This window comes from Castellaniella sp. (genome assembly GCF_049650445.1).
Taxonomy (GTDB): domain Bacteria; phylum Pseudomonadota; class Gammaproteobacteria; order Burkholderiales; family Burkholderiaceae_B; genus Castellaniella.
Map to the genome: position 1 here is coordinate 1 of NZ_JBASAD010000029.1, position 20768 is coordinate 20768.

A 20768-nucleotide genomic window follows, 5' to 3' on the forward strand; every position below is an offset into this window, starting at 1 on the left:
CACATGAATCTGCCGGAACCCGCATGACCCGTCCTTCGATCCCGTTTTCGGTCCTGGACCTGGCCCCCATCGCCGAAGGCGGCAACGCCGCCGAAGCTTTCGCACACACCGCAGACCTGGCCCGCCATGCCGAATCCCTGGGCTACCGTCGCTACTGGATGGCCGAACACCACGGCATGCCCGGCATCGCCAGCGCGGCCACCGCCGTGCTGATCGGCCACGTCGCCGCAACGACCTCGCGCATTCGCGTGGGTGCAGGCGGCATCATGCTGCCCAACCACTCCCCCCTGGTGATCGCCGAGCAATTCGGCACGCTGGCTACACTGTATCCTGGCCGCATCGACCTGGGGCTGGGGCGCGCTCCTGGGTCGGACCAGGCCACCACGCGGGCGCTGCGCCGGACACTGGATTCGGACCCCGACGCCTTCCCGCGCGACGTGGCCGAACTGATGGATTATTTCGATGGCTGCGGGCCGGTGCGCGCCGTGCCCGGCGAGGGCTGCGCCGTGCCGGTCTGGATCCTGGGATCCAGCCTGTTCGGAGCCCAACTGGCCGCCTTCATGGGCCTGCCCTATGCTTTCGCTTCGCATTTCGCGCCGGCGCAGATGATGGATGCCATCGCCCTGTACCGGCGACATTTCAGGCCCTCGCGCCACCTGGACAAGCCCTACGTGATGCTGGGCTTCAATGTGTTCGCCGCCGACACGGACGAGCAGGCCCGTTTCCTGGCGACATCCTGGCAGCAGTCCTTCGTCAATCTGCGCACCGGCCGGCCGGGGCTGCTGCCCCGCCCCGTCGAAGGCTATCTGGAATCCCTGCCGGCACCCGCCCGCGCGCTGCTGGACAGTGTCTTGTCCTGTGCAGCCATCGGTTCGCCGGACACCGTCGCCGAGCAGATCCATGCCTTCATCGAGCGCACCGGGGCGGACGAACTGATGATCACCTGCAACATGCACGACCCTGCGGCCCGGATGCGATCCTACGAAATTGCGGCCGGGCTGGCCGCCTGACGCCGCAAAGAGTCAGGGCGCGATCGGCAGGGCGCGCTTGTGAGCGCTGCGGCGCCAGGCGGAAACGATGATGTCGAAAATGTCCGGCGGGATGTCCCGGCCTTCCAGGAAATCATCGATCTGCTCGTAGCTGACGCCGAAGGCGTCCTCGTCGGGTTTGAGCGGCTTGAGCAGTTCGAGATCGGCGGTGGGCACTTTGAAGACCAGTTCCCGGGGCGCTCCCAGGGCGGCAGCCAGCGCCCGCACGCGGCGCTTGTTCAGCCCCGCCAGTGGCGTGACATCGGCGGCGCCGTCGCCGAATTTCGTGAAAAACCCCATCAGCGCCTCGGCGGCATGGTCGGTTCCAACCACCAGCCCGCCGCGCGCCCCGGCCACGGCGTACTGCGCGATCATGCGCTGGCGCGCCTTGATGTTGCCATGCAGAAAATCCTGTTGGGCCGCATCGCGAAAAGTCTGGCCACCGGCCTGCACCGAAGCCAGCACCGCATCCGAGGCCGGCCGTATATCCACGGTCAGCAGATCGTCGGGCCGGATGACCGCCAGGCCCGCCTGGGCATCGGCTTCGTCCAGCTGGATGCCGTAGGGCAGCCTCATGGCCACGAAGCGGGCTTCTCCACCTTGCGCGCGCACGCGCTCAACGGCGCGCTGAGACAGGCAACCCGCCGTCAGGGAATCGACGCCGCCGCTGATGCCCAACACCAGGGCGCGGGCGCCCGTGGCGCGCAACAGTTCAGCCAGGAACTCCGCTCGCCGCTCGATTTCAGCCTGGGCATCGAAGGCATCCCCCACCCCCAGAGCGAGGCGGATATGAAGTTGCAATGCGCGTTGTTCGTCATTCAGCAAGACGTCACTCCGGGCCGGCCGGCCGACCAGCAAGGCATATAAGACGGAAGGATTCGCCCCCCACTGGGGATCGAACTCCATAAGATACCAAATATAAACCGGCCCATGCCGCGAGATGCCCCGGAACTCAAGACATGCGCTGTTGCGCCTCGTGCCGCGCAAGCTCGAACAGCGCCAGCTCGAATTGGTAGCCCGCATCATCACGGCCTTTGGGATAAGCCCCTGATTCCGGCGGCGGTCCCTCAAGAATCGCCCGCTTTTCCTGATCGTTCAACTCCATGAAGCTTTCCCGAGCCGACGCGAACTCCTCGGCATACGCCTGGCCGCGTCGGAGTTCGATCTGTTCGCGCATTTTCATCCCGGCTTGCGCCCTCGCGAGGGCCAGCCGCTCCGGAGAAGCCCCCATATCCAGGGTGCCGATATCTCCGTGGAAGACAACGAAGGCATTGGGGCCCGCCTCATGAATCTTGAGCTCGTCCTGGTAAGACGACCATCCGTAATCCGGGTTGCGCGCCACCAGCCCTTCAAGCTTTTTCTTTATCCAGCCCAGGCCGAACGAAGGCGGCTGGGGTGTCTGGTGCAGTATCTGATAGGCGGAGCCCTCATTATCGAAGGTCAACACGGCCGTACCGGCCTTCGCATACTCCAGCGCCTTGCCTTGCAGGCCTTTCGTGACGACTTCGACGGGCACATTGCTGCCCACGCCCCCGTCGATGAAAGTCCTGAGGCCGTGGCCATCACCGGGATCGAAGTCCACCGATTTGAAATAGACGGGAAACCCCATCGATATGCGGCCTGCCACCGCAACCGGCACATCCGACGTCGTCTGCGCATCGAAATACATCGTCTGGCCACGGGTCGCATCCCACCCCGTGAGGGTCAAGCTCTTGAACCGGGCCGGATCCAGCCGATGCAGCAGGCGCAGATCATTGAAGGTGATCATCCGTCCGCTGCGGTCAGCGTCATAATCCTGGTGGCGTAATTGCGCGAGACGATCAGCGGCCCCTTCACCTTCGGCAAGGCGCAAGCGTTCGAGCCTGGACTGGAAGGCATCACCCGCCCAATGAGCATTGAGGTAGCTTGACACCTGCTCCGCCGTGGTCCGATCCAGGAGTTCCAGAACGCGCCCGGCCCGAAAACCAAGACGCCAACTCGTGTCGAGCATGGGGTAACGGGACTGGAAGCCATCCGACGCGTCTCGCGTTGCGTCCTCATTGAGCTTGTCTGCAAACACCTGCAATGCCTGGGCATCCAAGCCGGAAGCCAGGCCCAGCGCAGTGAGCGCGCCCACCGACGAACCCACCAGATGCTTGATCCCATCGAGCATACCGGCATCCCGCATTTCGGCCAGAACGCTCGGGTTGCCGACCCCCTTGGCTCCGCCGCCACGGAACACCAAGGTTTCCAGTGGCGGGGCCTGACGGATGACGGTAAAGCCCAGCAGTCTGTTCTCGGCATCGTAGCGGGGAATGCCCTGCGGCCGGATGTCGTAGGACGACGCCTCGACCGCTCGTGGATTGCGTTCCTGCAATCCTTGCAATTGGCGCTGCATGCTGTCGCTGGCCTGCAAGGCCGCTGCGCCGAGGCCCTCAGGGGAAAGCCGGACACTGGCCCGTAGCGGATCGGGGCTGGCCGGACCGCGGCTTGTGGGCGCGGAAAGGGCTGCCGCGCCTTCGAGGCGAAACTCCGGCTTCCGTGGCAGGTCGACAAAAACACCTTGCGAATCGATCCGGTCGAGAGACATGGCTGTCCTCCCATCTCTCAGGATCGATATGCAAGGCCCATTATTCGACCAGCAAAGCCGGCCCCTCTGCTCCACATGAGAGACCTTCCGGCATTCATGGCTCCGGCTGCGGCCGATGATGACATCCAATTCATGTGCGCTCCTTTTATTTTTATACGCTGCAGTGCAACGCCTGTTTTTTACATGAGTCACCAGAAACGCATGATGGTTCCCTGCCCAAGACGCGGGGCCGCCGCCGGCACGCCCCGGACGGCCCGCCGTGGGCTCAGCCCTTCCGGGAACCCCCGGTCGCTCGGCCTTCAAAACGGTCCAGCACCGCACCGGTGCTGGCGTCGGAGCAGTTGAAGGCGAATTTGGCCTGCACCCCGCGCGTGTAGCGCGGCGCAGGCGGCGTCCAGGCGGCGCGCCGGGAAGCCAGAATATCGTCCGGCACGTTCAACTGCAATAGCTGACGATGCGCGTCGATGCTGACGGAATCGCCTTCGTGGACCAGCGCGATGGTGCCACCGACGGCGGCTTCCGGCGCGACATGGCCCACCACCATCCCCCAGGTGCCCCCGGAAAACCGGCCGTCCGTGATCAGGCCGACGGAGTCGCCCAGCCCCTCGCCCACCAGGGCGCTGGTCGGGGCCAGCATTTCGGGCATGCCCGGCCCGCCCTTGGGGCCCAGGTAGCGCAACACCATCACGTCGCCCGCGTGGATGCGGCCCGCCAGAATGGCCTCCATGGCGGAGGACTCGTCGTCGAAGACGCGCGCAGGGCCGGTCATGGCGGGATTCTTCAGGCCGGTGATCTTGGCCACCGCGCCCAGTTCGGCCAGATTGCCCTTGAGGATGGCCAGGTGGCCTTCGGCATACAGGGCGTTGTCCAGGGTGTGGATCACGTCCTGATTGGCCGGCGCGTCGGGCACGTCCGTCAGTGTTTCGGCGATGGTCTTGCCGGTGATGGTGATGCAGTCGCCATGCAGCAGGCCGGCGTTCAACAGCAGCTTCATCACCTGAGGCACGCCGCCCGCCTGGTGGAAATCGACCACCAGGTGCTTGCCGCTGGGCTTGAGGTCGCAGATGACGGGCACCCGGCGGCGCACGCGCTCGAAGTCGTCGATGGTCCATTCGACCTCGGCGGCGTGCGCGATCGCCAGGATGTGCAGCACGGCATTGGTCGAGCCGCCGGTGGCCATGATGACGGCCACGGCGTTTTCGATGGATTTGCGCGTGACGATGTCGCGCGGTTTCAGGTCCAGCTTCACGGCGTTCAGCAGCACGCGGGCCGATTCGGCGGCTGAATCGATCTTTTCCTGGTGCACGTTGGCCATGGTGGAGGAGTACGGCAGGCTCATGCCCATGACCTCGAAGGCCGAACTCATGGTGTTGGCGGTATACATGCCGCCACAGGACCCGCTGCAGGGGATGGCGTGGGTCTCGATATTGTGCAGATCGGTCTCGGACATGCGCCCGGCCGCATGCTCGCCCACGGCCTCGAAGACGCTGACGATGTTCAGATCCTGGCCGCAGTAGCTGCCCGGCAGGATGGTGCCCCCGTAGACGTAGATCGAGGGCACGTTGGCGCGCAGCATGCCCATCATGCCGCCGGGCATGTTCTTGTCGCAGCCGCCGATCACCAGCACGCCGTCCATCCACTGGCCCTGGACGCAGGTTTCCACGCAGTCGGCGATGACCTCGCGGGACACCAGGGAATACTTCATGCCTTCGGTGCCCATCGCCATGCCGTCGGAGATCGTCGGCGTGCCGAACATCTGCGGGTTGCCGCCGGCGTCCTTGATCGCTGCGGCGGCCGCGTCGGCCAGCGGCTGCAGGCCGCTGTTGCACGGCGTGATGGTGCTCTGACCATTGGCGATGCCGATCATGGGCTTGTCGAAATCCGATTCCGTGTAGCCGAGCGCGTAGTACATCGAGCGGTTCGGCGCCCGGGCGACACCCTGGGTGATGTTCGAGGAACGCAGCGGTTTGGCCATGACGGAGTCCTTTCGAGAGGTCGATGCGAAATCGTTCAGTGTAAGACTACTCCTCGCCAGCGGATCGGACACACGCACGCCGGGCGCGGGTATTGGGCGGGTTTCAGAAACTGCGCCGGGCCGGCTGCGCCAGATCGTCGAGAAAGACCGGATCGTGCAGGACCCAGTCCCGGCGCGAGCCCGCGATGCGGCCTTGCGCCACCCAGTCCGCCAGCAACCGGCTCAGGGTTTCCGCACGCACCCCCAGGTGCGCCGCGAGCTGGCGCTGCGTCAGAGGCAGATGCACGGACGATCCCTCGCCGGGCCTCAGGCGCAGCAGATAGTCGGCCAGGCGCTGCGCGGCCGTGCTGCCGCTGAACCACTCCACCTCGTTGACGCGCTGGTAGACCCGGTCGCTCAGGCGCGCCAGCAGCCGCATGGACAGCTCCGGCCAGGCGCGGCAGGCCGCCTGCAGACCGGTCCGCTTCAGGCACAGCGCAATGGCGTCGCCATGCGCCCGTGCCTGCATCGGATAGCGGCCGTGGCTCATGAACATGGCCGTCTCGGCCAACAACTGGCCGGCGCGAAAGATATGGAACACGCGCTCCTGGCCGTCCTGAGTGTGGCGCAGCACCTCGATGCCGCCGCTCAGGACATACAGGTACTCGATGGCGTCCTCGCCTTCATGAAACAGCGCCTCTCCGTCCTGGACGTGAAGGACTGCGGCGTCGCGCAGCAGCAGGCCGGCCACCTCGGACGGCGCGTCCCGGAACAGCGGATGCCCCAGCACCCGGGCGGGGGAATCCTCGGTCGGATTGACTTTTGTCATTGGCATTCGATGATCCAGGATGCGACGATACGAGATTGATAATAATTCGCATTCAGATATGTGGGAAACCCTTCGAGCATCATACTGCCTGGCGCGGCTCTCCTTGCTGGCCGTCCTGCTGGGCACCGGCCTGTCCGTCTCGGCCGCGCCGCGCGAGCGCCTGGTCCTGGCCGGCCCTACAGCCGCCGTCAGCTTCCCGCTCATCCACATGGTCGAGACCGGCGCCCTGGCGGACTGGGCCGGCGCGGTGGAATTCCGCCACTGGAAAAACCCGGACCAGTTGCGCGTGCTGCTCGCCAAGCAGGAGGTCGATTTCAGCGCCACGCCGGTGAACCTGCCCGCCATCATGAACAATCGCGGCATGCCCGTGCGCCTGCTGAACGTCTCCGTCTGGGGGCTGCTGTGGTTCGTCAGCGCCGACCCGGACGTGCACACGGTCGCCGACCTGGCCGGCAAGCCGCTGCTGACGACCTTCCAGCGCGATCTGCCGGCCCTGCTGCTGGAGCGGCTGCTGGACGCGCAGGGCCTGGCCGGTGAACGCGCGCCGGCCATCCGCTATGCGCGCGACGCCCAGGACGCCACTGCCCTGCTGCTGACCGGCGAGGCGCGCAGCGCCCTGCTGCCGGAACCCTCCGTCTCGCTGCTGCTGGCACAGAATGCCCGCCGGGGCGGCGCGCCGCTGCACCGCGTGCAGAGTCTGGAGGACGCCTGGCGCGGGACCTTCCCGGACCATCCCGACCTGCCGCAGGCCGGCATCATGGCCAATGCCGGCGTGGCCGACGACCGTGCCCTGGGCGAGGCCTTCGCGCGCGCCTACGACCGGTCGGCGCGCTGGTGCAAGGCCGAGCCGGCCGGATGTGCCCGCCTGGTGCACAAACACATGGATTTTCTGCCGGTCGAGGCCATCGAAGCCTCGATCCGCGTCACCCGCCTGGAAAGCCGTGACGCGCAATCCGTGCGGCCCGATCTGGAGGCCCTCTACGGCCTGATCCTGCGGCACAACCCCGAAGCCGTCGGCGGCCGCCTGCCCGATGCCGGCTTCTACGGGCCATGAGCGCCATGAACGGCGCCAAGAGGATTCCGGACCGCCCCGCGCGCACATCCCGGCTCTGGTCCGCGCTGGGCGTCATCCTGATCTTCGCCGGCTGGGAACTCGCCGCACGCCTGATGGGGCCCATGCTGATGGCCACGCCGCTGGAGGCCCTGCGATCGATCAGCGTCCTGGCCGGCGACCCGGGCTTCTGGACGCACAGCCGCGACAGCCTGGCGCGCATCGCCGTCGGCGTGGGCGCGGGCTGCGGCATCGGCTTCGCCCTGGGGGTGCTGGCCGGCCACGACGCACGCCTGCGCGGCCTGCTGGAGCCGCTGCGCTGGCTGCTGATGGCCATCCCGCCCGTGGTCGTGGTCGTGCTGGCCATGCTCTGGTTCGGCCTGGGCTCGGGCATGGTGATCTTCATCACCGTCCTGATGATGGTGCCCGGCATGTACGTCAACACGGTCAAGGGCATGCGCATGATCGACGCCGGCCTGCTGGAAATGAGCCAGGTCTACCGCTTCGGCGCCTGGACGCGGCTGCGCCACATCTACCTGCCCGCCCTGGCCGCGCCCCTGACGGCGGCGCTGCTGATCGCCGCCTGCGGCGGCGTGCGGCTGGTGGTCATGGCCGAGGTGCTGGGTGCCGAGAGCGGCGTGGGCTATGCACTGGCCAATGCGCGCAGCACCTTCGACAGCGGCCGGCTGTACGCCTGGGTGCTGCTGATCCTGGGCCTGGTGGCCTTGCTGGAATTCCTGCTGCTGCAACCCGTCCAGCGTCGCCTGACCCGCTGGCAGGAGCCCAGTCATGCTTGAGATGCGCGACCTGAGCCTGGCCTTCGGACCGCGCATCGTGCTCGACGGCATCCGCCTGGACGTGCGCCCCGGCGAACGCATCGGCGTCATCGGTCCCAGCGGCGCCGGCAAGAGCACCCTGCTGCGCCTGGCGGCCGGCCTGCTGCGCCCGGACAGCGGGACCTGCCGCAACACCTTCCAACGCACCCGCCTGGTCTTCCAGGAGCCCCGCCTGCTGCCCTGGCGCAGCGTGGCCGACAACCTGGACATCGCCCTGCACGCGGGCGGCGTCCCCACCGACGAGATCGCCGCGCGACGGGATCGCTGGCTCGCCCGGGTGGGGCTGGCCGACACGGCGCGAGCCTGGCCGGCCGAGCTGTCGGGCGGCATGGCCCAGCGCGCCGCCCTGGCCCGCGCCCTGGCGCTGGAGCCGGACCTGCTGTTGCTCGACGAACCCTTCAGCGCGCTGGACCCGGCGCTGCGCGCCGACCTGGGGCGGCTGTGCGCCGAACAGGCCCGCGCCACCGGCACCGCGCTGGTCTGCATCAGTCATCAGCCCTGGGAGCTTGCCGGCCTGGCGGACCGCATCCTGCGCGTGGCCGACGGCCATGTCCAGGAACAACCCGCCGCCGGGGCGCCGCCCGCCGGCTCATAGCCCGATTCTTCCACCCTTCTCTTTCACATTCCCTCACCGAGGAACCCCATGAGCGCATCCTACGCCCTCACGCCCCTGGCTCTGACTCTGGCTCTCGCGGCCATCGGTCCGGCGCCAGCCCACGCCCAGGAAGTCCAGAGTCTGAACCCCATCACCGTCAGCGGTGACGCCCAGGCCTCCCCCCTGAACCCCGGCGTGAAGGCCGAACGTGCCCGCCTGGACGGCGTGGCCGGCGGCACCAACCTGATCGAGCCGCAGAAGGAAACCCGCCTGGCCACGCTGCGGGATGCCCTGGACTACCAGCCTGGCCTGGTGGTCCAGGAATTCTTCGGCGGCCTGGACCAGCCGCGGCTGAACATCCGCGGCTCGGGCATCCAGAGCAACCCAGTGAACCGGGGCGTCATGCTGCTGCAGGACGGTCTGCCGCTGAACGAGGCCGACGGATCCTTCGTGATCGGTTTCCTGGAACCGCGCAACGCCCGCCTGATCAGCGCACGCCGGGGTGCCAACGCCCTGTCGCCGGCTGCCACCACCCTGGGCGGCGAGCTGGGTTTCCAGTCCCTGACGGGCACGGAAGGCGATCTGCTGCGCCTGGAAGGCGGCAGCTTCGGCCGCTTCGGCGCCCAGGCCGCCAAGGGATTCCGCAGCGACAACCTGGATGGCCGCCTGAGCGTCACCCATGACGAATACGACGGCTACCGCCACCACTCCGGATCCAGGCGCACCAGCGTGCAGGGCAATTTCGGCGTCCAGGGCGACGGCTTCGAGAACCGCACGTACCTGTCGTACGTGGATCTGGACGTGGACATCCCGTTCGTCGTCACACGTGACCAGATGGAATACGACCCGCGCCAGACCAACGGCGAAGGGGTCAAGGTGAACCCGCCATTCAATCAGATCAATATCGACAAGCGCGATCCGCACCGCACCTCGCGCCAGTTCCGCGCCGCCAACCGCACGTACTGGGGCACGGAAACCCTGAACAACACCGTCGGGGTCTACGCCCAGAACATCGACGACGTCTTCCAGGATCCGATGACGGCCACCGCAACCAAGGGCATGACCTACGGCGCCCAGTGGCAGCTCGCGGGCAAGTATCGCGCCATCGACTATCGCATCGCCCTGGACTGGGCGCGCAGCGACATGGACCGCGACCTGTACACCGTCGACAAGGAAACGGGCGGACGCAAGACCCACTACGGCATCTATGACCTGCAGGCGGAAAACCGCAGCGCCCTGCTGGGCTTCGCCTGGCACGTCGCGCCGCAATGGACGGTCGTGGGCGACGCCAAGTTCACCCAGGCCATCCGCGACGCGCGCGACCGCCTGACTGGAAAATCCCTGGATCAGGACTGGAACTACGTCAGCCCGAAACTGGGGCTGGTCTGGCAGCCCGCCGAAGATCAGCGCTACTTCGTGAACGTCAGCCGCAGCAACGAGGCGCCCACCTACTGGGAAATCATCGGGGGAGGCAATCTGCCCAACCCCATGAACGATACGGCGGGCACGGCCAGCCTCAATGCCCTGAAGCTGCAGCGCGCCGACACCGTCGAGATCGGCGGCGAGGGCCGTCTGGGCGCAGGATCCTACGCGCCGCACTGGGCGCTGACGCTCTATCACAGCGACGTGAGGGACGAGCTCATGTCCGTCAGCACCGCCAACGGCACGCCCTCGGGCACCTACAACTACCAGGGCGGCACCCGTCACCAGGGTATCGAACTGGGCCTGAACGGCAGCCTGCCCGCCCCCGGCGAGAGCGCGGCCTTCGACTACCGCGTCGCCTACACCTTCAGCGACTTCCGCTTCAAGGGCGGCGAATACGCGGGCAACCGCATCGCCGGCGTGCCGCGCCACCTGGTCAGCGCCGAAGTCCTGTACCGCGTCGGCGGACTGCGCTTCGGCCCGAACGTGCGCTGGATGCCGGCCGCCACGGAAACCAACCACGCCAACACGCCGGATACCCAACAGGACAGCTATGCCCTGCTCGGTTTCAAGGTGGACTACCGGATCGACAAACACTGGCAGGCCTACGTGCAGGGCGACAACCTGACCGGCGTGACCTACGCCAGCGCCTTCGTCATCCGCAACACCGGCACGACCGCAATGCCCACATTCCTGCCCGGCAACGGCCGCAGCGTGACGGCGGGGATCACCTACCAGTTCTGACCCTGGAAACAACCGCGCCCGGGACTCCCGGGCGCGAGACTTCAGCTTCCGTTGGCCAGGACCTTGGGACTCAGATCGTTGCCGTGGTATTTCTTGTAGGCATCGTTCAGGCGGCCATTCTTCAGGTTCGTCCGCACCCAGCCGTCCACCCATTCTTTCAGTTGCGGCGTCTGCTTGGGCATGGCGATGCCCAGCATGAATTCGTGCTGCACGAACTTGGTTTCGTAGGGATCGGCCTTCAGCTTCTTGTTGACCTCGGCCACGTTGGGCCACTGCGACGAGATCGCCTGCACCTGCTTGGACGCTGCCGCCGTCACCAGCGTGGCGTCGTCCTCGAAGCGGCGGATGTTGGCATCCGGCGCGTTCTTGGTGATGTCGGTGTCGTTCACCGTGGCACGGGTCACGCCGATGTTCACGCCCTTCAAATCCTTGTAATCGGCGATCTTCACGTCCTTGGGCGCGGCGACGATGATCTGCAGCGAGGCGTAGGGCACCGAGAAATCGATGACCTTGGCACGCTCCTCGGTGATCGACAGATTGGCCACGGCCAGGTCCGCCTTGCCGGTCTGGATCGTCGGCACGCGCGCGGCGTTGGTGATGGGCACCAGTTCCAGCTTCACGCCCAGGTCCTTGGCCAGCATCTCGGCCGTGGACACGTCCGAGCCTTCAGGCTGCATCTGCGCGTTGGCGTAGCTGAACATGGGCACGCCCATGGCGATGGCCACGCGGATCACGCCGTCTTTCTTGATCTGGTCCAGGTCGCCCGCCTGGGCGGTGACGCCGAAGGCGCACAGTCCGAACCCAACGACAGCGGCCAACACGGTTTTTTCGAGTTTCATTGAAGTCTCCATCAAGTGATTGTTCCGGGGCCTTGCAGCAGTCCCGGCTGTCTGCTTCCTATAGGCCGTTGCCTATGAAATCCTGCAGTTCCTGCGTCTGGGGATTGACGAGGATGTCAGGCCCGCCGGTTTCCCAGACCTGCCCGTGGTGCATGAACACGATCTGATCGGCCACGCGCCGGGCGAAGGCCATCTCGTGCGTCACCAGGACCATGGTCATGCCGCCCTCGGCCAGCGCCTCGATGACCCTCAGCACCTCGCCGGTCAGCTTCGGGTCCAGGGCCGAGGTCACCTCGTCGAACAGCATCACCTGAGGCTCCATCGCCAGCGAACGCGCAATCGCCACGCGCTGCTGCTGGCCACCGGACAACTGCTCGGGATAGCTGTCGTATTTTTCCAGCAGGCCGACGGTTTCCAGCACCTGGCGGGCACGTTCCTCGCAGGTCTTGCGCGGCAGCTTGCGCACGTGGCGCAGGGCCAGGGTGATGTTGTGGCCCACCGTCAGGTGGGGGAACAGGTTGTAGCTCTGGAACACGATGCCCACGTCCTTGCGCAACTGCTCCAGATCGACCTTGCCGCCGTCCAGTTGATGGCCGCACACCTGGATGAGGCCCTCGTCGATCGTTTCCAGACGATCGATGCAACGCAAGGCCGTGCTTTTGCCCGAACCGCTCTGGCCGATGATGGCCACCACCTGCCCCCGGGCGATGTCGAAGGACACCCCCTTGAGGACCTGGTTCGTTCCAAAGGACTTATGGACGTTCTGCAGACTAACGACGGCCGACATTGAGCTTCTTCTCCATGGTTCGGCTCCACCGGGATAAGGGGTAGCACAACAGGAAATAGAACCCGCCCACCAGCGCGAACACCAGGAAGGGCTGGAACAGGGAGTTGTTGATGATCTGCCCGGCGCGGGTCAGTTCCACGAAGCCCACCACCGAAGCCAGGGACGTGGACTTGATGACCTGCACCAGAAAACCCACGGTAGCGGGCAGGGACAGGCGCACCGCCTGGGGGATGATGACCAGGATCAGCGACTGCCAGCGCGAGAATCCCAGGCATTCGGAGGCTTCCCATTGCGTCTTCTCGATGGCTTCCACACTGCCGCGCCAGATCTCCCCCAGGAAGGCGCTGACGTACACCATCAGGGCGACCCCGGCGGCGAGCAGCGGCGGCACGTCGATGCCGAAGATGCCGACGCCGAAATACACCACGAACAGCAGCACCAGCAGAGGAATGCCCTGGATCGTCTGGATGAACAGGGCGGCCGCCACCCGGACCACCGCCAGGCGCGACACGCGCGCCAACATCACGCCGAATCCGGCAAACGAACCCAGGCCGAAGGACAGGGCCGACAACACCAGGGTCCAGCCCAGGCCCTTGAGCAGATAGACGAACTGCACGAGGCTGAATTCATCCATGACGCATCTCCCGGACGGCACCGCGCGGTGCGGCAACCTGGCGGCGCGCGGCCCGTGCCACCACCCGGCGGCGGCGGAACAGAAATGTCCCGCCCAACCAGAACAGCGCCTTGAGCAGCACTGCCAGGCACAGGTACAGGAACGCGACGACGATATAGGTTTCCAGCGACAGGAAGGTGATGGACTGCACGTTGTTGGCCACGCCGGTCAGTTCCTCGGCCGAGATCTGCGAGGTCACGGAGGACATCAGCATCATCAGGACGAACTGGCTGGTGATGGACGGATAGACCTTCTCGAAGGCCGGCAGCATGACGACGTGCCAATAGATCCGGGCGCGTGACAGGCCCAGGCATTCGGCCGCCTCGATCTGCCCCGGCGGCACCGCGTCCATGCCGGCACGGATGATCTCCGCCGAATAGGCGCCCACGTTGATGACCATGGTGATCACCGCCGCCACGGCGGCGGGCATGGTATAGCCCAGGCTGGACAGGCCAAAGTAGAAGATGAAGATCTGTACCAGGAACGGCGTGTTGCGCACGGTCTCGATGTACGCTCCGCACAGCCCCGACAGCCCGCGGTGGGTGCCGCGCCGGCCGATGGCGCACAGAATGCCCAGGATCAGACCGAACACGGTCGAGGCCAGCGTCAGTTCCAGTGTGGTCAGCGCACCGCCCAGGAAAACGTCCCAATAAGGCGCGAGGCCGGGAAAATTGAAGGTGTAGCGCACGCCAGGCCTCTCGACTTACCGTCCAAAGATATAAGACATCGTATATTTAGGAAGGGACATCCAGCGGATCGAACGGCCCCTGGACCGTGAAGACGCCGCCCTGCATGACCATCGTCGGATCGTCCGCCGCCGGCATGGGCAGACTGTCGATCTGCGCACGGAAGACCTCGGACGTATCCTGCGGGGCGTAACCCAGGTGCGCCGCCAGGCGGTTGTCCCACCAGGGTGCCTTGTTGTCGGACATGCCGAAGGCGATGGTGTGGCCGATGCCGGGCGTGAACAGGCCCCGGCGGATCAATTCGGTCAGGTCTCGATAGCTGAGCCAGATGTGCATCATGCGGCGATCCCGGGGTTCCGGGAACGACGAGCCGATGCGGATGGACAGGGTCTCGATGCCGTAGCGGTCGTGATAGAAGCTGGCCATGCCCTCGCCGTACATCTTGGACAGGCCGTAATAGCCGTCGGGGCGGACAGGCATGGAGGCATCGATCGTTTCGGACTGGCGATAGAAGCCCACTGCATGATTCGAACTGGCGAAGATCACGCGGCGCACGCCATGGCGGCGCGCGGCCTCGTAGATGTGGAAGATGCCTTTGATGTTGGCCTCGAGGATTTCCTCGAAGGGACGCTCGACCGACACGCCGCCCATGTGCACGATGGCCTCGCAGCCGCGCACCAGCTCGTCCACGGCCTGACGGTCGGCCAGGTCGCAGGGCTGCAGTTCCTCGCCCTCCGCCGCCTCGCCCAGCGACTGGACGTCGGACAGGCGCAGGACGCGCGTCATCGGCTTGAGCGTTTCGCGCAGCACGCGCCCCAACCCGCCGGCCGCGCCCGTCAACAGCAAGCGTTCAAACCTGTTTTCAGCCACACACTTCTCCATCCAATGCACGATCGAACCGATTGATTGAATGCATTGTGATACGTCATCGTATGACTTGGAATCAGGAATTACCCTGAACGCCTAGCCTGACTTGGCCAGGCCTGGACACGATGACGGCGGCCCGTGGGCCGCCGTCATCGGACATCAGCTTCAAATCACTTCAACTGGCTCACGTCGCGCACCGCGCCCCGATCGGCCGAGGTCGCCAGCGCCGCGTAAGCCAGCAGCGCCTGGGAGACTTCCCGCTGGCGGTCCACCGGCTTCCAGGCCTTCGGACCGCGCGCTTCCATGGCCGCGCGGCGCGCCGCCAGGGTTTCGTCGTCGATCGCCAGGTTGATGCGGCGATTGGGAATGTCGATTTCGATAGTGTCGCCGTCCTCGACCAGGGCGATGTTGCCGCCCTCGGCCGCCTCGGGTGAGGCGTGGCCGATCACCAGGCCCGACGAACCGCCGGAGAAACGCCCATCGGTCAGCAGGGCCGCGCATTTGCCCAGGCCCATGGACTTCAGGTAGGACGTGGGATACAGCATTTCCTGCATGCCGGGGCCGCCCTTGGGGCCTTCGTAGCGGATGATGACCACGTCTCCGGCCACGACCTCGCCGTCCAGGATGCCCTTGACCGAGGTCTCCTGGCTTTCGTAGACGCGTGCGCGGCCGGTGAAGGTCAGAATGCTTTCGTCCACGCCGGCCGTCTTGACGATGCAGCCGTTGGGTGCCAGATTGCCGTACAGCACGGCCAGACCGCCGTCCTGCGAATAGGCGTGCTCACGGTCGCGGATGCAGCCGGCCTCGCGGTCCAGGTCCAGGGTCTCGTAGTAGCGATCCTGGCTGAAGGCGGTCTGGCTGGGCACGCCGCCAGGGGCGGCGCGGTAGAAGTCGGCCATGCCGGCGCCGTGTTCGCCGCGCACGTCGCAGCGGCGGATGGCCTCGCCCAGGGTACCGGCATGCACGTTGCCCACGTCCAGGTTCAGCAGGCCGGCACGGGCCAGTTCCGCCAGAATGCCCATGATGCCGCCCGCGCGGTGCACGTCTTCGATGTGGTAGTCCGGCGTGGCCGGAGCGACCTTGCACAGGCAGGGCACGCGGCGAGAGATCCGGTCGATGTCGGCCATCGTGAAGGCCACGCCGGCCTCCTGGGCCGCAGCCAGCAGGTGCAGCACCGTGTTGGTGGACCCGCCCATCGCCACGTCCAGCGTCATGGCGTTGCTGAAGGCCTCGAACGTCGCGATGTTGCGCGGCAGGACGGAAGCATCGTCCTGCTCGTACCAGCGCTTGCACAGTTGCACGATCAGGCTGCCCGCCAGTTCGAACAGGCCCTTGCGCCGGGCGTGCGTGGCCACCACCGTGCCGTTGCCCGGCAGCGCCAGGCCCAGGGCTTCGGTCAGGCAGTTCATGGAATTGGCCGTGAACATGCCCGAACAGGATCCGCAGGTCGGGCAGGCGCTGCGCTCGACCGTTTCAGCCTCTTCGTCGGTGATATTGGGATCGGCGGCCTCGATCATGGCGTCGACCAGGTCCAGCTTGCGCACCACGGTCTTGCCGTCCTTGGCGACGACCTTGCCGGCCTCCATCGGCCCGCCGGACACGAACACGACGGGGATGTTCAGGCGCATGGCGGCCATCAGCATGCCCGGGGTGATCTTGTCGCAGTTGGAGATGCAGACCATGGCGTCGGCGCAGTGCGCGTTGACCATGTATTCGACCGAATCGGCGATCAGTTCGCGCGAGGGCAGCGAATACAGCATCCCGCCGTGCCCCATGGCGATGCCGTCATCCACCGCAATGGTGTTGAATTCCTTGGCCACGCCGCCGGCCGCCTCGATCTGGCGCGCGACCAGTTGGCCCATGTCCTTCAGGTGCACGTGGCCCGGCACGAACTGGGTGAACGAATTCACCACGGCGATGATGGGTTTGCTGAAATCCCCGTCCTTCATGCCGGTGGCGCGCCAGAGGGCGCGGGCCCCGGCCATGTTGCGGCCGTGGGTCGAGGTGCGGGAACGATAGTGCGGCATGGCGGCTGTCCTGGAAGCGGAAAAGGCAAAAGCGCTTATGATAAACGGTTCCTCTCGCAGTCCCGATTCCCGACAATGGAGACCCCGTGAAGCCTGCCTCTCAGACCGAAGCCATTTCCCCCCTGCGACAAGACATCCGGCTTCTGGGCCGAACGTTGGGAGAAGTCATCCGGGACTGTGAGGGCCGCGCCGTCTACGACGTGATCGAAAAACTGCGCCGCGCTGCCGTGAAATTCCGCCGTGAAGGCCAGGACCGCGATGGCCGCACGCTGGAGCGCCAGATCCGCCGTCTGGCCGACGGCGAGGCCAATTCCGTAGCGCGCGCCTTCAGCTATTTTCTGCACCTGTCCAATATCGCCGAGGACCGCGACCAGACTCGCCGCCAGCGCCAGCAGTGGCAGGCCGAAGGCCTCGCCACACCCGGCAGCCTGCAGCACGCCGCCGACCTGCTGCAGGGCGCCGGCCTGTCCGGCGCCCGCATCCGCCAGCACCTGGCCTCGGCCTGCATCGTGCCGGTGCTGACGGCGCACCCCACCGAAGTCCAGCGCAAGAGCACGCTGGACCTGCATCAGGCCATCGCCCGGCACCTGCGCCATCTGGACACGCCCCACGCGCCGCTGGAATCCGCCCGCCTGGGGGAACGCCTGACCGGACTGATCGCCGCCCTGTGGCAGACCCGCATGCTGCGCCAGAGCAAGCTCACCGTGCTCGACGAGATCGACAACGCCCTGTCCTACTACACCAGCACCTTCTTCAGCACCCTGCCCCAACTGCACCTGGACATGGGGGCGCTGCTGCGCAAGCCGGCACGCACCGTGTTCGACGTGGACAACGCGCCGCTGCCGCCCTTCGTCCACATGGGCAGCTGGATCGGCGGTGACCGCGACGGCAATCCGAACGTGGACGCCGGCACCCTGGAACAGGCGCTGCTGCGCCAGTGCACGCACGTCCTGCGCTACTACCTGACGGAAGTCCAGGCGCTGGGCGCCGAACTGTCGATCTCGCATTCGCTGATGCGCGTCACCCCCGCGCTGGCCGAACTGTCGGCGGCCAGCCAGGACCCCTCCCCCCACCGCCAGGACGAACCCTACCGGCGCGCCTGCATCCACATCTACGCCCGGCTCGCCGCCACCGCGCAGGCTCTGACGGGCCGGCGTCTGGCCCGGCGCACCATCTACGAGGCCCCGGCCTACGGCACCGCCGACGAGCTGGCGACGGACCTGGGCACCGTGGCCGAATCGCTGGACGCACATCACGGCGCCCTGGTGGCGCGGTTGCGCCTGACGCACCTGCGCCAGGCAGTCGGGATCTTCGGCCTGCACCTGGCCACGGTGGATCTGCGGCAAAGCTCCGACGTCCACGAGCGCGTGATCGACGAACTGATGCGCCACGCCCGTGTGACCCTGGACGACAAGCCCGTGCGCTATGCCAGGCTGTCCGAGGCCGACCGCATCCGCGTGCTGCGCCAGGAACTGCGCGAACCCCGCCCCCTGGTGTCGCCCTGGATTGAATATTCCGCCGAAACGACCAAGGAACTCGCCATTCTGCGCATGGCCGCCGACTGCCGCCGGCGCTTTGGCGCCGCCGCCCTGCGCCAGACCATCGTGTCCCACACCGAGACCCTCAGCGACCTGCTGGAAGTCCTGGTGCTGCAGCAGGAAACCGGCCTGATCGCCCCCACCACGGCCAGCGACGCCGCCCCCGACAGCGGACTGATGGTGGTGCCGTTGTTCGAGACCATCCCCGACCTGGAACGCGGCCCGGACATCATGGACGCCTGGCTGTCGCTGCCCGAGGTCGCCGCGCGCGTGCGCCACGCCCAGCACGGCATCCAGGAGGTCATGCTGGGCTATTCCGACAGCAACAAGGACGGCGGCTACCTGACTTCGAACTGGTCGCTGTATCAAGCCGAGCGGCGTCTGGTCGAGGTCTTCCGCAGGCACCGCACCCGCCTGCGCCTGTTCCACGGGCGCGGCGGCTCCGTCGGCCGGGGCGGCGGCCCCAGCTACGACTCCATCCTGTCACAGCCCCCGGGCACCGTGAACAACCAGATCCGCCTGACCGAACAGGGCGAGATCATCCAGGGCCGCTACAAGGACGCCGAGGTCGGGCGTTCACACCTGGAACTGTTCGTCGCCGCCACGCTGGAGGCCAGCCTGGCGTCCGGCTCACCGGCCAGCCGGGCCGAGGACGAGCACGCGGCCCGTTACGGCGAGGCCATGGCCTGGATGTCGGACACCGCACGGCACGCCTACCGCGACCTGGTCTACGGCACGGACGGCTTCACGGATTATTTTTTCGCTTCGACGCCGATTCGCGAGATCGCCGGCCTGAACATCGGCTCGCGGCCGTCTTCGCGCAAGGCCCTGCAGCGCATCGAAGACCTGCGCGCCATCCCCTGGTCGTTCTCCTGGGCGCAGTGCCGCCTGCCGCTGCCCGGCTGGTACGGAATGGGCACGGCGCTGGAGCGTTACCTGTCCGAAGGCGGCCCCGACCATGCGCTGTCGCGCGAGGCACGCCTGGAACGCCTGCAAGCCATGGCGCGGGACTGGCCGTTCTTCCGCACCCTGCTCTCCAACATGGAACAGGTGCTGGCCAAGACCGACCTCGCCATCGGTCGGGCCTACGCCGAACTGGTGCCCGACAAGCCCCTGCGCAAGCGGATCTTCGAGCGTATCGCCGCCGAATACCAGGCGTCCCGGGACGCCTTCCGCGCCGCCACCGGCCACGACCTGCTGGAACGCGACGAACCTCTGCGCAGCGCTCTGACCGAACGCTTCGCCTACATCGACCCGCTGAACCACCTGCAGGTCGAACTGCTGCGCCGCATGCGCTCCGCCCCCTCTTCGACGCGGCGCGCCGCCGACGAACAGGAATCGCGCGACCAGCGCGCGATCCACATGACCATCAACGGCATCGCGGCAGGACTTAGAAACTCGGGGTGATTCAACGTCTTTTGGAATACGCCAGCAGCACGATGCCGCCCAGCACCACGGCGCCGCCCAGCAGTTGCAGACCGCCGAAGATCTGATCCAGCAGCAGCCAGCCGAACAGCAGGCTGGCCACGGGCTCGATGTTCATCACCGGCGCGTTGCGCGCCATGTCCAGGCGCGGCACGAACACGAACAGGATCGTGAACGCCGTGGCGTACAGCACCGACAGCGTGGCCAGAGCAGCCCAGCCCAGGCCGCTGGCCGGCGGATTCATGCCGCCAGGCAGCACACCCGCAGCCCCCGCCACCAACATGCCGCAGAACACGATCAGGATGGTGTAGAGACTGCGCACCGCGCCCGGCAGGGTCGACAGGCGATGTTCCGTGATCCACAGTGCGCAGGCAAACACGCAGGCGGACATGAAAGCGAAGCCGATGCCTGCCTTCCAGGCCGGCGTCATGGGCCCTGAGGCCGACAGCCAGGCCGGCAGGTCCAGTACCAGGATCAGGCCGCACAGGATCAGGCCCATCAGCAGACAGGCGCGCCGGGTAGGCCGCGATCCACCCAGCGCCCAGGTCAGCAACGCCAGCAGAATCGGAAAGGTATTGCCGATCAACAGCGCCAGGGCCACGGGGATGCGGGCCACGGCCGAGTACAGACACAGGCTCTGCAACGCGATCAGCAGGCCGAGCACGATCTGCCATTTGATCAGGCCGGACGCCAGGCGCAGCCGCGGCTGGCGCCACAGCACGAAACCCGCCAAGGCCAACAGGGTCAGGCCGGAACGGCAGACGATGGCCAGCAGCAAGCCGGCCTGATCGTCAAACGCAAGGCGGGCCGCCACGTGATTGGCGGCGAACAGCGTCCCCAGGGACAGCAGGATGGCCACGGCGGTACGCCGTGGCAGGACAGCGATAGACGTCATGCG

General features: G+C 66.7%; 17 protein-coding genes. 6 read left to right on the forward strand and 11 right to left on the reverse strand.

Features of this window, described 5'->3' with window-relative positions:
• Window positions 1–23: 23 nt before the first annotated feature.
• Complete coding sequence (locus WA983_RS09780) at window positions 24–1010, forward strand: LLM class flavin-dependent oxidoreductase (protein WP_424247748.1); 987 nt, start codon at window positions 24–26, stop codon at window positions 1008–1010.
• A gap of 12 nt (window positions 1011–1022) precedes the next feature.
• On the opposite strand, the gene nadE is transcribed toward WA983_RS09780, so the two are convergent.
• The 4 genes from nadE to WA983_RS09800 form a co-directional block, all read right to left on the reverse strand.
• The gene (gene nadE / locus WA983_RS09785; RefSeq protein WP_424311981.1) at window positions 1023–1850 is read right to left on the reverse strand and encodes an ammonia-dependent NAD(+) synthetase; all 828 of its coding nucleotides are present in this window, start codon (window positions 1848–1850) and stop codon (window positions 1023–1025) included.
• Between the two features lie 130 nt (window positions 1851–1980).
• A complete protein-coding gene (locus WA983_RS09790; protein ID WP_424311969.1) occupies window positions 1981–3597 on the reverse strand; it encodes a patatin-like phospholipase family protein in 1617 nt (538 codons plus the stop codon).
• Window positions 3598–3862: 265 nt separating this feature from the next.
• Window positions 3863–5572, reverse strand: a complete 1710-nt coding sequence (gene ilvD, locus WA983_RS09795) for a dihydroxy-acid dehydratase (protein ID WP_424311970.1) — start codon at window positions 5570–5572, stop codon at window positions 3863–3865.
• Between the two features lie 103 nt (window positions 5573–5675).
• Window positions 5676–6386 (reverse strand): Crp/Fnr family transcriptional regulator, encoded by a 711-nt coding sequence (locus WA983_RS09800; RefSeq protein ID WP_424248356.1) that lies wholly within the window; start codon window positions 6384–6386, stop codon window positions 5676–5678.
• A 97-nt stretch (window positions 6387–6483) separates the two neighbouring features.
• On the opposite strand from WA983_RS09800, the gene WA983_RS09805 reads away from it, so the two are divergent.
• Genes WA983_RS09805 through WA983_RS09820 form a run of 4 tightly spaced genes read left to right on the forward strand, consistent with a single transcriptional unit; the run spans window position 6484 to window position 11028 of the window.
• The gene (locus WA983_RS09805; RefSeq protein ID WP_424311971.1) at window positions 6484–7434 is read left to right on the forward strand and encodes an ABC transporter substrate-binding protein; all 951 of its coding nucleotides are present in this window, start codon (window positions 6484–6486) and stop codon (window positions 7432–7434) included.
• Window positions 7431–8228, forward strand: coding sequence for an ABC transporter permease (locus WA983_RS09810; RefSeq protein WP_424311972.1), 798 nt, complete (start codon window positions 7431–7433; stop codon window positions 8226–8228). The genes WA983_RS09805 and WA983_RS09810 overlap by 4 nt, the downstream gene beginning before the upstream one ends.
• Window positions 8221–8862 carry an ATP-binding cassette domain-containing protein gene (locus WA983_RS09815; protein WP_424311973.1) on the forward strand — a complete coding sequence of 214 codons (642 nt, stop codon included), beginning with the start codon at window positions 8221–8223 and terminating at the stop codon, window positions 8860–8862. The genes WA983_RS09810 and WA983_RS09815 overlap by 8 nt, the downstream gene beginning before the upstream one ends.
• Window positions 8863–8910: 48 nt before the next feature.
• On the forward strand, window positions 8911–11028 hold the full coding sequence (locus tag WA983_RS09820) for a TonB-dependent receptor family protein (RefSeq protein ID WP_424311974.1): 2118 nt from the start codon (window positions 8911–8913) through the stop codon (window positions 11026–11028).
• Window positions 11029–11069: 41 nt separating this feature from the next.
• On the opposite strand, the gene WA983_RS09825 is transcribed toward WA983_RS09820, so the two are convergent.
• From WA983_RS09825 to ilvD (WA983_RS09850), 6 genes are all read right to left on the reverse strand, one after another.
• Window positions 11070–11867, reverse strand: a complete 798-nt coding sequence (locus tag WA983_RS09825) for a transporter substrate-binding domain-containing protein (RefSeq protein ID WP_424250636.1) — start codon at window positions 11865–11867, stop codon at window positions 11070–11072.
• A gap of 58 nt (window positions 11868–11925) precedes the next feature.
• A complete protein-coding gene (locus WA983_RS09830) occupies window positions 11926–12654 on the reverse strand; it encodes an amino acid ABC transporter ATP-binding protein (RefSeq protein ID WP_424250634.1) in 729 nt (242 codons plus the stop codon).
• Window positions 12638–13288, reverse strand: coding sequence for an amino acid ABC transporter permease (locus WA983_RS09835; protein WP_424250632.1), 651 nt, complete (start codon window positions 13286–13288; stop codon window positions 12638–12640). The genes WA983_RS09830 and WA983_RS09835 overlap by 17 nt, the downstream gene beginning before the upstream one ends.
• Window positions 13281–14015, reverse strand: coding sequence for an amino acid ABC transporter permease (locus WA983_RS09840; protein WP_424250630.1), 735 nt, complete (start codon window positions 14013–14015; stop codon window positions 13281–13283). The genes WA983_RS09835 and WA983_RS09840 overlap by 8 nt, the downstream gene beginning before the upstream one ends.
• A 46-nt stretch (window positions 14016–14061) precedes the next feature.
• Window positions 14062–14895, reverse strand: a complete 834-nt coding sequence (locus WA983_RS09845) for an NAD-dependent epimerase/dehydratase family protein (protein WP_424311975.1) — start codon at window positions 14893–14895, stop codon at window positions 14062–14064.
• A 155-nt stretch (window positions 14896–15050) separates the two neighbouring features.
• Window positions 15051–16907, reverse strand: a complete 1857-nt coding sequence (ilvD, locus tag WA983_RS09850; protein WP_424250626.1) for a dihydroxy-acid dehydratase — start codon at window positions 16905–16907, stop codon at window positions 15051–15053.
• Window positions 16908–16993: 86 nt separating this feature from the next.
• Here ilvD (WA983_RS09850) and ppc point away from each other — a divergent pair, with 86 nt between their 5' ends.
• On the forward strand, window positions 16994–19852 hold the full coding sequence (ppc, locus tag WA983_RS09855; protein ID WP_424311976.1) for a phosphoenolpyruvate carboxylase: 2859 nt from the start codon (window positions 16994–16996) through the stop codon (window positions 19850–19852).
• 1 nt (window position 19853) lies between these two features.
• Here ppc and WA983_RS09860 read toward each other — a convergent pair whose 3' ends face one another.
• Entirely contained in the window at window positions 19854–20765 is a 912-nt protein-coding gene (locus WA983_RS09860) for an EamA family transporter (RefSeq protein WP_424311977.1), read from the reverse strand.
• Window positions 20766–20768 lie beyond the last annotated feature (3 nt).

What these genes read in the sequence shown, in the direction of transcription:
- WA983_RS09780 (WP_424247748.1), top strand. Translation starts at nt 24, where the DNA reads ATGACCCGTCCTTCGATCCCGTTTTCGGTCCTGGACCTGGCCCCCATC.
- WA983_RS09790 (WP_424311969.1), bottom strand. Translation starts at nt 3,597, where the DNA reads ATGTCTCTCGACCGGATCGATTCGCAAGGTGTTTTTGTCGACCTGCCA.
- ilvD (WP_424311970.1), bottom strand. Translation starts at nt 5,572, where the DNA reads ATGGCCAAACCGCTGCGTTCCTCGAACATCACCCAGGGTGTCGCCCGG.
- WA983_RS09800 (WP_424248356.1), bottom strand. Translation starts at nt 6,386, where the DNA reads ATGCCAATGACAAAAGTCAATCCGACCGAGGATTCCCCCGCCCGGGTG.
- WA983_RS09810 (WP_424311972.1), top strand. Translation starts at nt 7,431, where the DNA reads ATGAGCGCCATGAACGGCGCCAAGAGGATTCCGGACCGCCCCGCGCGC.
- WA983_RS09815 (WP_424311973.1), top strand. Translation starts at nt 8,221, where the DNA reads ATGCTTGAGATGCGCGACCTGAGCCTGGCCTTCGGACCGCGCATCGTG.
- WA983_RS09820 (WP_424311974.1), top strand. Translation starts at nt 8,911, where the DNA reads ATGAGCGCATCCTACGCCCTCACGCCCCTGGCTCTGACTCTGGCTCTC.
- WA983_RS09825 (WP_424250636.1), bottom strand. Translation starts at nt 11,867, where the DNA reads ATGAAACTCGAAAAAACCGTGTTGGCCGCTGTCGTTGGGTTCGGACTG.
- WA983_RS09830 (WP_424250634.1), bottom strand. Translation starts at nt 12,654, where the DNA reads ATGTCGGCCGTCGTTAGTCTGCAGAACGTCCATAAGTCCTTTGGAACG.
- WA983_RS09835 (WP_424250632.1), bottom strand. Translation starts at nt 13,288, where the DNA reads ATGGATGAATTCAGCCTCGTGCAGTTCGTCTATCTGCTCAAGGGCCTG.
- WA983_RS09845 (WP_424311975.1), bottom strand. Translation starts at nt 14,895, where the DNA reads ATGGAGAAGTGTGTGGCTGAAAACAGGTTTGAACGCTTGCTGTTGACG.
- ilvD (WP_424250626.1), bottom strand. Translation starts at nt 16,907, where the DNA reads ATGCCGCACTATCGTTCCCGCACCTCGACCCACGGCCGCAACATGGCC.
- WA983_RS09860 (WP_424311977.1), bottom strand. Translation starts at nt 20,765, where the DNA reads ATGACGTCTATCGCTGTCCTGCCACGGCGTACCGCCGTGGCCATCCTG.